Origin of the sequence: Comamonas resistens (genome assembly GCF_030064165.1) — a bacterium.
Taxonomy (GTDB): domain Bacteria; phylum Pseudomonadota; class Gammaproteobacteria; order Burkholderiales; family Burkholderiaceae_C; genus Comamonas; species Comamonas resistens.
In genome coordinates this window covers 680,029-693,488 of sequence record NZ_CP125947.1, presented here as the reverse complement: position 1 = coordinate 693,488, position 13,460 = coordinate 680,029, and the positions used below count along the sequence as shown (strand labels likewise).

Sequence of the window (13,460 nt, the reverse complement as noted above, 5' to 3'; positions counted from 1 at the left end):
TCCCACGAACCCAAGACCCTTCTGTTCCGTCATGAGTGCCACGCCCCACGCCTCTTCCTCCGTTGCCCGATTTGTCTCCTCCAACGAGATCCGCACGCGCTTCTCGCGTGCCATGTCCGAGATGTACCGCAAGGAGGTGCCGCAGTACGGAACGCTGATCGACCTGGTGGCCGATGTCAACGCACTGGCGCTGCAGGCCGACCCGGATCTGCGCCAGCGCATGAGCAAAAGCGGCGAGCTTGAGCGCCTGGATGTGGAGCGCCACGGCGCCATCCGCGTGGGCACGGCCGAGGAACTGGCCACGCTGCGCCGCCTGTTTGCCGTGATGGGCATGGAGCCCGTGGGCTATTACGACCTTTCGGTGGCCGGCGTTCCCGTGCACTCCACGGCCTTTCGCCCCGTGCACGACGAGGCGCTGCTGGCCAACCCGTTTCGCGTCTTCACCTCGCTGCTGCGCCTGGAGCTGATCGCCGATACGGCGCTGCGTGCGCAGGCCGCCGAGATCCTCCAGCGCCGCCGCATCTTCACGCCTCGCGCCCTGGAACTCATTGCCCAGGCCGAGCAAGACGGGGGCCTTGACAGCAACGATGCAGACGCCTTTGTGCAGCAGGCCCTGGAAACCTTCCGCTGGCACAGCGACGCCACCGTGGATGCCGCCACCTACAACGCCCTGCAAAAATCACACCGACTGGTGGCCGATGTGGTGTGCTTCAAGGGCCCGCACATCAACCATCTGACGCCACGCACGCTGGACATAGACATGGCCCAGGCCGATATGCCCACGCGCGGCATGGATGCCAAGGACGTGGTCGAAGGCCCGCCACAGCGCGCCTGCCCCATCCTGCTGCGCCAGACCAGCTTCAAGGCACTCAAGGAGGCCGTGCGCTTTACCAATGCCGACGCCAACGCGGACAGTTCCGGCGCCCATACCGCGCGCTTCGGCGAGATCGAGCAGCGCGGCGTGGCGCTGACGCGCAAGGGCCGCGCGCTCTACGACGAGCTGCTGGGCCTGGTGCGCTGCATAGACAACGCGGGCAGCGCCGCGCCCGACTATGATTACCGTCTGCAGCAGGTCTTTGCGCAGTTCCCCGACACGCACGAGGAATTGCGCAATCAGGGCCTGGCCTTCTACCGCTACAGCCTGACCGAGCAGGGCCAGGCCCGCTCGCCTCAGAGCGCCGCCGATGCGGGCCTGGAAGAACTGATCGCCCAGGGCCTGGTGCTGGCCGAGCCCATCACCTATGAAGACTTTCTGCCCGTGAGCGCGGCCGGCATCTTCCAGTCCAATCTGGGTGGTGAGGAACAGAAGCAATACCAGGCCCATGCGGCGCAGCAGGTCTTCGAGAGCGCTCTGGGCGCACGCGTCCATGACGAGATCGCTCTCTACGAGGCGGCCCAGCAGCAGTCCATGGCCCGGGTGCGCACGGCCCTGGCCGGAGCCCTCGCATGAGCCCGGCGCTGGCCCCGTTTGCCGCGCCGTTTGCCGAGCCCGCGGGCTCGCCCATACGCGAGCTGTTTCCCTATCTGTCCCGCCCCGGCATGATCTCGCTGGCCGGCGGCTATCCCTCGCCCAGCCTGTTCGATGCCGAGGGCCTGGCTCTGGCCGCCCAGCAGGCCATGGCCCAGGGCCAGTCCGCGCTGCAGTATGGCGCCACCGAAGGCCTGGCCGAGCTGCGCGAGGCCCTGGCGCTGCAGGCGCGCGAGCGCGGCATGCAGGCCGCGGCCGCCGATATTCTGGTAACCACAGGCTCGCAGCAGGCCTTCGATCTGCTGGTGCGCGTGCTGATCGAGCCCGGCAACACGGTGCTGGTCGAGGTGCCGGCCTACCCGGCCACGCTGCAGGCCCTGCGCCTGGCACAGGCGCGCATCCTGCCCATCCCCATGGACGAGCACGGCCTGCAGACCGATGCCCTGGCCCAGTTGCTGGCCGCCCTGCCCGCGCAGCAGCGCCCCAAGCTGCTCTACACCGTGCCCAACTTCTCCAACCCGCGCGGCACCCTGCTGGCGGCCGAGCGCCGCGAGGCCCTGGTGAGCCTGGCCCTGGAGTACGGCTTTCGCGTGGTGGAGGACGACCCTTATGGCGAGCTGCGCTTCGACGATCCCGGCGGCGCCCCCCAGGCCATGCCGGCCACCGTGCGCGCCACGGGCGAGCGGCTGGCCGCGGCGGGCAGCAATCCGGTCGTCTATCTGTCCAGTCTGTCCAAGACCGTGGCGCCCGCGCTGCGCGTGGGCTGGATGCTGGCCGACGCGGCCCTGCTGCGCCGCTGCACGGTGGCCAAGCAGACGGCCGATCTGTGCACCTCGCCGCTGACCCAGTCGATCGCGGCCTGCTATCTGCACAGCGGCCGCTACCCGGCCACCGTGCAGCGCGCGCGCCAGGAGTACCAGCGCCGCATGCAGGCTCTGGTCCAGGGCTTGAACGCGGCACCGGACAGCCGCATACGCTGCTCGCGTCCTGCGGGCGGCATGTTCGTCTGGGCCGAGCTGGACCGCCGCATCGACCCGCAAAAGCTCTTCGACGCCGCCGTGGCCCAGGGCGTGGTCTATGTGCCAGGCAAGGCCTTCTATCCGGCCGACCCCGACCTGCACACGCTGCGCATGTCGTTTGCCGCGCCCGAGGTGCCGCAGATCGCGCAGGCCGTGGAGCGTCTGTGCCAGGCCATGCACAGCGCCATGAAATAACGGACAAGCAGGGGGTCATCTGCACCGGCCCGGGCTGCGCGGCATAATTGCCGCTTGCTTCATGCTCCACACCATGGCCTGCCTGCACCTGTCCACCGCCGCCCGCTTGCGCCGCTCTGCCCTTGCCGCAGAGCTGCCCGCGCGTGCCTGCGTGCTGCGTGCGCTGCACACCCTCCGCCATGGCATTCCCACCGCATTCGTGAGCCTGAGCGGTGTCACGGCCATGCTTTCCGCCGCCGTGCGGATGGCTTGAAGCACACAGCTCACATCCTCCGCACGGCCTTCCCAAACAGCATTTCCCTGGTGCATGGGAGAGGTACATCCACGCCTTCGGCGTCCGTATCGCCACGCGCACCGCATCTTGCTCAAAGGACGATCCGGAGGTCAGCCATGGACATGGAACTCACTCAAAATTTCTTGCGCGGCAAAAACCCTTGCGCCATGGGCTACCGCTGGTTTGTGCGCAACAACCTGGCCGGCGGCGACTATCAGGCCGCCATGGACACCCAGGTGGCCGCCGGCCGCGTGGAAGACGCACGCTGGCTGCTGGAGAACTTCGGCTCCACCAACAGCGTGCTGGAGCTCGATCACCTGGAGGCCGACAACTTCGTCTATGCCGGCACGCTGATCGTGCACGGCGATGTGCGCGTCCCCGGCCAGCTGCTGGTGGGTCGCAGCCTGGAGGCGGGCGGCGGCATACGCGCGGGCAAGCTCGAAGCAGGCGAAGAGATTCAATGCGGCGGCGCCATCTTTGCCGGTGAACTGCTCCAGGCCGGCGGCAGCATCAGGGCGGCCTGGAGTGTGGAAGTCGAGGGCGAGGTGCGCGCCGAAGACCTGCGCTGCAGCTGGGAGCTGCGCGGCGGCGGCCATGTGAGGCTCAAAGGCAATGCCCATATCGGCCAGGAAGTGCAGGTACAAGGCGATATGCACTGCGGCAAGGGCCTGAAGGCAGGCGGCGCCATCGAGGTGCAGGGCCTGCTGGAAGTGGGCCACGGCATTGTCAGCAACAGCCACATCGAATGCGGCAACCATATCGAGGCCGGCTGGGGCATCAAGGCGCTGGGCGATATCCGCGCTGCCTGCAGCATACGCACGGGTGAAACCCTGCAGGCCGACGGGGAGATCACCGCCGGCCCCGGCTATGGCGTGTTTGCCGGCATGAATGTGCAAATGGACGCCTGGCCCGACTGCGCCTGGGTGCGTGCGCTGAAAAAGCCCGAGGCGCTGATCAGCGGGTTCTGGGAAGGCCAGCCGGCCTTCGCCTAGACGTTGATCAGGTTACCGGGCAAGCAGGCAAAATAGCTGTTTTGACCCAAGGCCTGCGCCCTGCGCCCGCCTGCTGATAAGAGAGTCTGCCCCGTGTTTACCGGCATCATTCAGGCCGTGGCAAAGATTGCCGCGCTGCGCGACCAGGACGGTCTGCGCACCTTCACCATGGAGTTTCCCGAAGGCTTTTGCCAGGACCTGGCCATAGGCGCCAGCGTCTCGCATGACGGCGTGTGCCTGACGGTGACCGAAAACCTCTCGCCCACCAGCGCCAGCTTCGATGTGATGCAGCAAAGCCTCAACATCACCACGCTGGGCCAATACCAGGTGGGCGATGCGCTGAACGTGGAACGCGCCGCCAAGGACGGTGCCGAAATCGGCGGCCATCCGCTGTCCGGCCATGTGGACTTCACGGCGCCGCTGCTGGAAATCGTCAAGACCGACACCAATCACAAGATCCGCTTCGGCATTCCCGAGGCCTTTCGCCCCTATGTGTTTGCCAAGGGCTATATCGCCGTCAATGGCGCCAGCCTGACGGTGGCCGAGGTGAATCGCAAAGAGGGCTGGTTTGAGGTCTGGCTGATTCCCGAAACCCTGCGCATGACGGTGTTCGGCAACAAGCAGGTCGGCGATCTGGTCAATATCGAGATCGAGCGCAGCACCCAGGTAGTGGTGGACACCGTGCGCGAAACCGTGGAAGCCAGCCTGGGCCGTCTCAAGCCCGTGCTTGAAGCGCTGCTGGCCGAAAAAGGTCTGAGCCTGGATGATTTTGTGGATGTGCCCAAGCTCAAGTAAGCACTCCCAATAAAAGAGCTGCTCCCGCTCTGTCTACCTGAGTTTCAGAGAAGAACCTCTCTGAAACTCAGTCTGATATTGCGGGAGCAGCTTCTTTTTGAATAGCCCTCAGACCTTGAACCGCTTGAGTCGCAAGGCGTTGGACAGCACAAACACGCTGGACAGCGCCATGGCCCCGGCCGCAAATACCGGCGAAAGCAGCGTGCCGTTGAACGGGTAGAGCAGGCCCGCCGCCACCGGAATCAAGGCCACGTTATAGGCAAAGGCCCAGAACAGGTTTTCGCCAATGTTCTTCATCGTGGCCTTGGACAACGCAATCGCATTGGGCACGCCCGAAAGATCGCCCGACATCAGCACCACGTCCGCAGCCTCAATCGCAATATCGGTGCCGGTGCCAATCGCAATACCCACATCGGCCTCGGCCAGCGCCGGCGCATCGTTGATACCGTCGCCCACATAGGCCAGCGTGCCATGCTCGGCTTTCAGGCGCTGCACGGTCTCCACCTTGCCTCCGGGCAGTACCTCGGCCACCACCTCGTCAATGCCCAGCTGCCTGGCAATGGCCTCGGCCGTGTGGCGGTTGTCGCCGGTGATCATGGCCACCTTCAGGCCCAGTGCATGCAGCGCGTCGATGGCAGGCTTGGTCGTGGGCTTGATCGGGTCTGCCACGGCAATCATGGCTGCCAGCCGGCCGTCGATGGCAGCGTACAGCGGCGTCTTGCCTTCGCTGCCCAAACGCCGGACCTCGGAGGCAAAGCCCTCCACGCTCAGGCCCAGCTCGCGCATGAAACGGTCGGCACCGATCTCGACCCTGCTGCCATCGACCAAGGCGCGCACGCCAAAGCCGGTGACCGATTCAAAGTCGCTGATGGCGGGAATCTGCAGGCCTTCGGCCTTGGCTGCATCGACAATGGCGCGGGCAATCGGGTGCTCGCTGCGGTATTCCACGGCAGCCACCTGGGCCAGCACCACATTGCGCTGCAAACCTTCGGCCAGCACCAGGTCCGTCAGCTCGGGGCGGCCCTTGGTCAAGGTGCCGGTCTTGTCCACGGCCACCACCTTGGCATCTTTGAGCTGCTGCAGAGCCTCACCCTTGCGCAGCAGCACGCCCATTTGCGCGGCGCGGCCCGTGCCCACCATGATGGAGGTCGGCGTGGCCAGGCCCATGGCGCAGGGGCAGGCAATGATGAGCACGGCCACGGCATTGACCAGCGCAAAGCTCAGCGCAGGATCGGGGCCCCAGATCAGCCAGACCGCAAAGGTGATCAGCGCTGCGGCCATGACCGCCGGCACAAACCACATGGTGATCTTGTCCACCAGTGCCTGTATCGGCAGCTTGCTGCCCTGGGCCTGCTCCACCATGCGGATGATCTGTGCCAGCAGCGTGTCCGCCCCCACCTTGGTGGCCTTGAAGGCCAGCGCGCCATTCTGGTTGACGGTGCCGCCCACGACTTCTGCGCCCACGGTTTTTTCCACCGGTACGGGCTCGCCGCTAATCATGGATTCATCGACAAAGCTCTGGCCTTCCAGCACTTCGCCATCGACGGGAATGCGCTCGCCGGGGCGCACCTCGATCACATCGCCGGAGCGTACCTGGGCAATGTCGATTTCCTGCACCACGCCGCCCTTTCGCACGCGTGCCGTCTTGGCCTGCAGCTGTACCAGACGGCGAATCGCCTCGGAGGTATTGCCCTTGGCGCGCGCCTCCATGAAGCGGCCCAGCAGGATCAGCGCCACGATGACGGCGGCCGCCTCGTAATACACATTCACCGTGCCTGCCGGCAGCAGCGTAGGCACAAAGGTGGCCACCACCGAATAGGCAAAGGCGGCCGAGGTGCCCACTGCCACCAGCGAGTTCATGTCGGGCGCGCCGCGCAGCAGCGCAGGGATGCCTTTCTCGAAGAAGCGGCGCCCCGGGCCAAACAGCACGATGGCCGTCAGCGCGAACTGGAGATACCAGCTGTTCTGCGTGCCGATGTTGCCCGCAATCCAGTGGTGGAAGGCTGGCACCATATGGCCGCCCATTTCCAGCAGGAACACCGGCAGCGCGAACAAGGTGGCAAAGAGCAGCGATTTCTTCAGCGCCGCACGCTCCGCAGCCTGGCGCTGGGCCGCGGCATCTTCCACGGCAGCGCCTTCACCGGCCTGAGGCACAGCTGCGGCTTCGTAGCCCGCCTTGGCAATGGCGGCGATCAGCGTCCCCACATCGGTGCCGTCGCTGACCTGTACGCTGGCGCGCTCTGTGGCCAGGTTCACGCTGGCGGATTGCACGCCAGGTACTTTCTTGAGCGCCCGCTCCACGCGGCCCACGCAGGAAGCGCAGGTCATGCCATCGACCTGCAGATCGAACTGGCGCTGCGGCACGGCATAGCCGGCCTTCTCCACTGCCGCAATGGCGGCGGGCACCACGGTCTGCGCCTGCGAGGGGTCGTCCAGGCTCAGGCTGGCTTTCTCGGTGGCCAGATTGACCACGGCACTGCGCACGCCTGGCACTTTCTTGAGCGCACGCTCCACGCGGCCCACGCAGGAGGCACAGGTCATGCCTTCCACCGGCAGTTCGACCAGGGCAGTGGACATGGCGCTTTTCGTCAATGCATTCATGGCTTTCTCCATCAGGTTAAAGCCACTTTAAAGATTAACATCATGTCAATGTCAAGCATGACGCAGAAATTCTTCACCCGCCGTTTGGCATGGCACCAGCAGCGCCAATCAACGGCGCCGGCGATCAGGTCAGGATCACGGCTTGCCGGCGGCAGCGGCCGGAGGCTGATAGTCGGGCACGGCATTGCGCACCGGTGGCTGGGATTTGAGATAGGCGAACATGGCCTGCAGATCCGCATCCGTCAGCTGAGCGAAATGCTGCCAGGGCATGGGCGGTGCAATGGGCCGACCCGTGCCTGCATGCTTGCCGTTGCGCATGGCCTGCACAAACTGCTCTGGGGTCCAGTGGCCCAGGCCCGTGGCATCGGGCGTGAGATTGGCTGCATAGCTCACGCCCCAAGGCCCCCAGAACGCCGTATTCGTACCCGAGCCGCCCCAAATCCACGGCCCTTTGGATGCTGCGGGCGCCCGAAGCACCTGCCCCTGGGGATGGCCCGAAAGCCCGCGGGAGAAATCCGGCTCGGGGCCATTCGGGCCGGCCTTGAACGGCGTGTGGCAGTCCGCACAGCCTATGGTGTTGACCAGGTAGGCGCCACGCGCCACCGAAGTCTGGGAAGAGGAGGCATCGCCCGTCGGCCCTCCTGCCTGTACGCCCATGGGGACACCCACGGCAACCATTACCAGGGCGGCGGGAAAAGCAGCGCTCAGGATTCTCATGGCGGTCTCCGGTTGTTGGCCAAGGCCAGGGACGGCGCCAGTCTGGCACCAACGCAGGGATTCCGGAACCACCGCAAGCACCGTAACATTGCCGAAAGAAATTCCTTAATCCCAGACATGAACAGCCTGCAGCAACTGATGGCGTTCTCGCATACCGCGCGCTTGGGCAGCTTTGCTGCGGCGGCCCGTGAGCTGGGATGTGCGCCATCCACGCTGGCCAAGAGCGTGGCCCGTCTGGAGTCTGCGCTGGGCGTCAAGCTGTTCCACCGCACCACAAGACAGGTCAGCCTGACGCCAGACGGCGAGCACCTGTACTGCCGCCCATGCCCGTCAGCGTGGTGATGCCCTCGGCGCGAACGCAGCCGCCCAAGGTGCTGGCACTGCTGGCATTGCTGGAGACCCTGGGCACGACCCGCTGCATATGAAGCCGGCACGGTCCAAGCTCGGGCAGCCGAGCCAGAGCCTGCCGCCGAGGACTGCACCGGACGTCATACGCACCGCCCACAGCGCACAGCGCGTGGAGAGCCTCCGTTCAGGGAAGTATCAAGCCCTGATATGGGCCAGCACGCCGCCCAGCGCCTGAGCCGTACCAGCCTGCGCAGCCAACGTGATGCGGCCGCCTCGATGAGCGCTGACCTGCATCTCCATCTTCATGGCCTCCATCACGGCAATCACATCGCCTTCCTTGACTTCATCGCCATCGGCCACCTTCCAGGCATGGAGGTTGCCTGCAATCGGCGACTGCACGGCCGAGGCATCCACGGCCTGCGACTCGGGTGCTGCGGCGGCTGTCTGGCCAGCCCCCGACGCCAGACCTTGCAGCAGCATGGCAGGCAGGCCCAGTTGCACACGTCGGCCATCGATTTCGATGGCGGTACGCACCAGACTGCTATCGACCTGCGGCTGGGCCCGCACGGCGGCGGCCAGTGGCTCGGCAAAGTCGGACTCGATCCAGCGCGTGTGGACCTTGAAGCCCTGCTCACCGACAAAGTCGGGGTGGGCAATCACGGCCCGGTGGAAAGGCAGCACCGAAGCCACACCTTCGATCTGGAACTCGGCCAACGCGCGGCGGGCGCGGGTCAGCGCCTGTTCACGCGTGGCTCCGGTGACGATGAGCTTGGCCATCATGGAATCGAAAGTGCCTGGGATCACCGAGCCGCTTTCCACACCCGAGTCCAGACGCACGCCCGGCCCCGAGGGCGGTGCAAAGCGCGAGATCAGGCCCGGCGTAGGCAGAAAGCCGCGCCCCACATCTTCGGCATTGATGCGGAACTCGATCGCATGCGCGCGCGGTGCAGGCGTTTCGGTGATGGACAGCGGCAGACCATCGGCCACGCGCAGCTGCTCGATCACCAGATCCACGCCCGTGGTTTCCTCGGTCACCGTGTGCTCGACCTGCAAGCGGGTGTTGACTTCAAGGAAGGAGATGGCTCCGTTGGCAGAGAGCAAAAACTCCACCGTACCGGCGCTCACATAAGCGGCCTCGGCACAGATGGCCTTAGCCGCGCCGTGGATACGCTCGCGCTGCTCGGCGGTAATAAAGGGGGCAGGCGCCTCCTCGACCAGCTTCTGGTTGCGGCGCTGCAGCGAGCAGTCGCGCGTACCCATCACCACCACATTGCCATGCGTATCGGCCAGCACCTGGGCCTCGATATGGCGGGGCTTGTCGAGGAACTGCTCGACAAAGCATTCGCCGCGGCCGAAAGCCGTCACGGCTTCGCGCACGGCCGATGCATACAGCTCGGCGACCTCATCCATGCGCCAGGCGATCTTCATGCCGCGCCCGCCGCCGCCGAATGCGGCCTTGATGATGATGGGCAGGCCATGCTGCTGGGCAAAGGCCAGCACCTCGTCGGCGCTCTTGACGGGGTCGGGCGTGCCGGCCACCAGCGGCGCGCCGACCTTGAGGGCGATCTTGCGCGCCTCGACCTTGTCGCCCAGCTTGGCGATGGTGTCGGGGTTCGGGCCAATCCAGATCAGTCCCGCGTCCAGCACGGCGCGTGCAAAGGCCTCGCTTTCGGACAGGAAACCATAACCGGGGTGAACGGCATCGGCGCCCGATTTCTTCGCGATCGCAATCAGCTTTTCGATATTGAGATAGCTGTCCGCGGGCTTGTCACCGTCCAGGCCATAGGCTTCGTCGGCCATGCGCGCATGCAAGGCATCGATATCGGCGTTGGCATAGACGGCCACGGACTGCACGCCATAGTCGGCACAGGCACGGGCAATGCGGACGGCGATCTCGCCTCTATTTGCAATCAGAACTTTTTTCATAAAGCGCTCCTCATTTCACAGCTGCGGGCGCAAGCTCTGCAAAACGGTGAATGGGGTTAAAACGAATCCAGGCACCGACAGGAATCTGCCCTGCCAGATCAAGATGATGGGGCGCCACGCAGCCAATCACGGGGTAGCCACCGGTCAATGGATGGTCGGCCAGAAACAGCACGGGCTGGCCGTTGGCGGGCACTTGTATGGCACCCAGCGGCGTGCCCTCACTGGGCAGCTCGGCCGTGATGGCACGTGTCAAAGCGGTGTCGCCGGTCAGCCGCAGGCCTACGCGATTGGACTGGGGTGTGACCTGCCAGCGCTGGCTGGCCAGCAGGGCCACGGCCTCGGGCGTGAACCAGTCGGTGCGCGGTCCCAGTTCCACATCGAGCACGACTTCATCGTCCGCATCACCTGCAGCCGGCAGATGCTCGGGCGGCAATTGCGCATGACCGACCACGGCATGCGTGGCTGGCTGCACATTCAAAAGCTGGCCCACCTGCAAAGCCGGGGGGCCGACATGGGCCAAGGTATCGGCAGAAGCACTGCCCAGCACCGCATCGACCTGATAGCCGCCACGCACCGCCACATAGCAGCGCGCACCAGCCACGGGCTGGCCTATGCTCAGGCTGTCGCCATCGGCCAGTGCAATCGCGGCGTAACGCGGCGCGGCCCAGCGCTGGCCCTGCGCGGTGGTGAGGGTGATGGGTGCATCGGCACCGGTCACCGCCACCACGTTTTCGCCCAGGCTCTGCAGGCTCAGGCCGCCGCCCGCGGTTTCCAGCACGGGCAGATCGCTGGCATTGCCCAGCAGGCGATTCGCACTCTTGAACGCTGCCTGGTCCATGGCCCCGGAGGCCGATACGCCCTGCCCGGCCTGGCCATGGCGGCCCCGGTCCTGGAACACGGTCAGCAGCCCCGTGGCACGGACCTTCAAGCCATTTGCAGCACCTGATTCAGTAGCTGCTTGCGCATGCCCTTGCTTGATTTCAGATGCTTTTATCTCTGAAATGCTTTGCTGACCAGCGTCAGCAGCTATGTTTTCCACTGCACCCGCATCGACAAAGCGCACGCGGTAGCCGGGTTGCAGCAGTGCGGGCAGATCGCGCGACAGATCCCACATGGCCGTATCGGTCACGCCAATGATCTGCCAGCCGCCGGGGCTGGCCTGGGGATAAACGGCGCTGAAACTGCCCGCCAGCGCCACGGCGCCCGCAGGCACCTTGGTGCGCGGCGTGGCACGGCGCGGCACGTTGAAGATGGCATCGCCGCCGCTCAAATAGGCAAAGCCCGGTGCAAAGCCGGTGAATGCCACCGACCATTCGCTGCCCGTGTGACGGCGCACCACTTCCTCGGCGCTGATGCCCAGAATCTGCGCCACCTCGGCCAAATCTTCGCCGTCGTAGCTCACAGGAATCTGCACCAGCACTTCGGAGCGCTGCACCGAACCTTGCAGATCGCGGCCAGCAATGGCGTTCACCAACCGCGCCACCGTGATGCGGTGCGGCTCGAAGTAGACCAGGATGGTGCGCGCGGCGGGCACCAGTTCCTGCACGCCCTCAATGGGCTGGGCCTGCAGCGATGCCAGCAGCACCAGGGTCTGCTGCAGATCGGCCAGCTCCACCATGATGGCCTGACGGTTGACGGGAAGAAAGCGCATGCTGCTCATCCTGGCCGCCCGCTCAAGCCGTGAAGGAGGCGATCTTCACGCCTTCCTGCTCGAAGCGCTGGCGCAGTTGGCGCGCAATCGCCACGGCGCCCGGGCTGTCGCCGTGCACGCAGATGGAGTCTGCCTCCACGCGCACCAGGCTGCCATCCACGGCTTCGATGACGCCGTCGCGCACCAGCTTGAGCATGCGTTCGGCGATCAGCTTTTCATCGTGCAGCACGGCGCCTTTTTCGCGGCGCGAGACCAGGGCGCCCTGCGGGGTGTAGCCGCGGTCGGCAAAGGCTTCGGCCACCACGGTCAGACCCGCGTCGCGCGCCCAGGCGATCAGCGGCGAGCCAGCCAGAGCCATCAGCACCAGCGAAGAATCGATGGCCTTGATGGCGTTGATCACATCGGTGGCCTGGCGCTTGTCCTGGGCAATGGTGTTATAGAGCGCGCCATGGGGCTTGACGTATTTCACCGCCGTGCCTGCCGCGCGGGCCAGGCCCTGCAGCGCGCCGATCTGATAGATCACGTCGGCCACCAGATCGCTGCTGGCCACATCCATGTTGCGGCGGCCAAAGCCCGCCAGATCGCGGTAAGCCACATGGGCGCCGATGACCACGCCGCGCGCCTGGGCGGCCTTGAGCGTGGCCAGAATGCCGGCTGCATCGCCGGCATGGAAGCCGCAGGCCACGTTGGCACTGCTGACGATGTCCAGCATGGCAGCGTCGTCGCCCATGCTCCAGGCGCCAAAGCTTTCACCCAGGTCGCTGTTCAGATCCATTTTCATAACTCTCTCCTTGCTGCGCTCAGTGCAGCTGGCCTGCGTTTTCGAGCAAGTCCTGTTGTACGGTCATGGCTGTGCGGATGGCTTCACGTATGCCGGCGACCTGCGTCTCCAGCGCCATGCTGGCCATGCCCGGATGCCGGGCCGCCTGCTGGGGCAAGGCCGGGATATGGATGAATCCGCCTCGCACTCCAGGTGCTGCGCGTCGGGCCAGGCGGTGCATCAGCGCATAAAAGACATGATTGCAGACAAACGTGCCCGCCGTGTTGGACACGGAGGCGGGCAGGCCTGCCTCGCGCAGATTGCGCACCATGGCCTTGATGGGCAAGGTGGAGAAGTAGGCTGCAGGGGCCTTGTCCACCACCGGTGCATCTATGGGCTGCTTGCCCGCGTTGTCGGGAATGCGCGCATCGTCGATATTGATGGCTACGCGCTCGGGCGTGATTTCGCTGCGACCGCCTGCCAGACCCAGGCTGATGACAAGACTGGGCTGCAGGCTGGCCAGCGCCTCGTCCAGGACCTCCATGGCCGCACCGAATACACAGGGCAGTTGCACGGCATGGACCTGCGCCCCGGCAATCGTCTCGCCATGCAGGGCGCGGGCCACCTCCCAGGAAGGGTTGACCGAATCCTGGTCAAAAGGCTCGAAGCCGGTGAGCAGAATGCGAGGGGTGTCAACAGTGGTCATGGCTGCCT

The 13,460-nt window shown here is 65.5% G+C and carries 12 protein-coding genes; 6 read left to right on the top strand and 6 right to left on the bottom strand.

Going from position 1 to position 13,460, the window contains the following annotated elements; translation table 11 throughout:
* Nucleotides 1–31: 31 nt before the first annotated feature.
* The 5 genes from hglS to QMY55_RS03110 all read left to right on the top strand — a co-directional run bounded on the left by hglS (nucleotide 32) and on the right by QMY55_RS03110 (nucleotide 4,743).
* On the top strand, nucleotides 32–1,450 hold the full coding sequence (gene hglS / locus QMY55_RS03130) for a 2-oxoadipate dioxygenase/decarboxylase HglS (RefSeq protein WP_283487250.1): 1,419 nt from the start codon (nucleotides 32–34) through the stop codon (nucleotides 1,448–1,450).
* Nucleotides 1,447–2,682 carry an aminotransferase-like domain-containing protein gene (locus tag QMY55_RS03125; RefSeq protein ID WP_283487249.1) on the top strand — a complete coding sequence of 412 codons (1,236 nt, stop codon included), beginning with the start codon at nucleotides 1,447–1,449 and terminating at the stop codon, nucleotides 2,680–2,682. Before hglS ends, QMY55_RS03125 begins: the two co-directional genes overlap by 4 nt.
* A gap of 61 nt (nucleotides 2,683–2,743) precedes the next feature.
* Nucleotides 2,744–2,935 carry a hypothetical protein gene (locus QMY55_RS03120; protein ID WP_283487248.1) on the top strand — a complete coding sequence of 64 codons (192 nt, stop codon included), beginning with the start codon at nucleotides 2,744–2,746 and terminating at the stop codon, nucleotides 2,933–2,935.
* A gap of 137 nt (nucleotides 2,936–3,072) precedes the next feature.
* Nucleotides 3,073–3,948: a hypothetical protein gene (locus QMY55_RS03115; RefSeq protein WP_328517803.1), complete on the top strand. Its 876-nt coding sequence runs from the start codon at nucleotides 3,073–3,075 to the stop codon at nucleotides 3,946–3,948.
* A 93-nt stretch (nucleotides 3,949–4,041) separates the two neighbouring features.
* On the top strand, nucleotides 4,042–4,743 hold the full coding sequence (locus QMY55_RS03110) for a riboflavin synthase subunit alpha (RefSeq protein ID WP_283487246.1): 702 nt from the start codon (nucleotides 4,042–4,044) through the stop codon (nucleotides 4,741–4,743).
* A gap of 108 nt (nucleotides 4,744–4,851) precedes the next feature.
* Here QMY55_RS03110 and QMY55_RS03105 read toward each other — a convergent pair whose 3' ends face one another.
* Both QMY55_RS03105 and QMY55_RS03100 read right to left on the bottom strand, forming a co-directional pair.
* Nucleotides 4,852–7,344 (bottom strand): heavy metal translocating P-type ATPase, encoded by a 2,493-nt coding sequence (locus QMY55_RS03105; RefSeq protein ID WP_283487245.1) that lies wholly within the window; start codon nucleotides 7,342–7,344, stop codon nucleotides 4,852–4,854.
* 135 nt (nucleotides 7,345–7,479) lie between these two features.
* Nucleotides 7,480–8,061, bottom strand: coding sequence for a c-type cytochrome (locus QMY55_RS03100; RefSeq protein WP_283487244.1), 582 nt, complete (start codon nucleotides 8,059–8,061; stop codon nucleotides 7,480–7,482).
* A gap of 117 nt (nucleotides 8,062–8,178) precedes the next feature.
* On the opposite strand from QMY55_RS03100, the gene QMY55_RS03095 reads away from it, so the two are divergent.
* The gene (locus QMY55_RS03095) at nucleotides 8,179–8,403 is read left to right on the top strand and encodes a LysR family transcriptional regulator (protein ID WP_283487243.1); all 225 of its coding nucleotides are present in this window, start codon (nucleotides 8,179–8,181) and stop codon (nucleotides 8,401–8,403) included.
* A gap of 201 nt (nucleotides 8,404–8,604) precedes the next feature.
* On the opposite strand, the gene QMY55_RS03090 is transcribed toward QMY55_RS03095, so the two are convergent.
* From QMY55_RS03090 to pcp, 4 genes are read right to left on the bottom strand one after another with little or no spacing between them, the layout of a single operon-like run.
* On the bottom strand, nucleotides 8,605–10,335 hold the full coding sequence (locus QMY55_RS03090; protein ID WP_283487242.1) for an acetyl/propionyl/methylcrotonyl-CoA carboxylase subunit alpha: 1,731 nt from the start codon (nucleotides 10,333–10,335) through the stop codon (nucleotides 8,605–8,607).
* A 10-nt stretch (nucleotides 10,336–10,345) separates the two neighbouring features.
* Nucleotides 10,346–11,986: a 5-oxoprolinase subunit B/C family protein gene (locus tag QMY55_RS03085; protein ID WP_283487241.1), complete on the bottom strand. Its 1,641-nt coding sequence runs from the start codon at nucleotides 11,984–11,986 to the stop codon at nucleotides 10,346–10,348.
* Between the two features lie 22 nt (nucleotides 11,987–12,008).
* A complete protein-coding gene (locus tag QMY55_RS03080) occupies nucleotides 12,009–12,767 on the bottom strand; it encodes a LamB/YcsF family protein (RefSeq protein ID WP_283487240.1) in 759 nt (252 codons plus the stop codon).
* A 19-nt stretch (nucleotides 12,768–12,786) separates the two neighbouring features.
* The gene (pcp, locus tag QMY55_RS03075; protein ID WP_283487239.1) at nucleotides 12,787–13,452 is read right to left on the bottom strand and encodes a pyroglutamyl-peptidase I; all 666 of its coding nucleotides are present in this window, start codon (nucleotides 13,450–13,452) and stop codon (nucleotides 12,787–12,789) included.
* Nucleotides 13,453–13,460 lie beyond the last annotated feature (8 nt).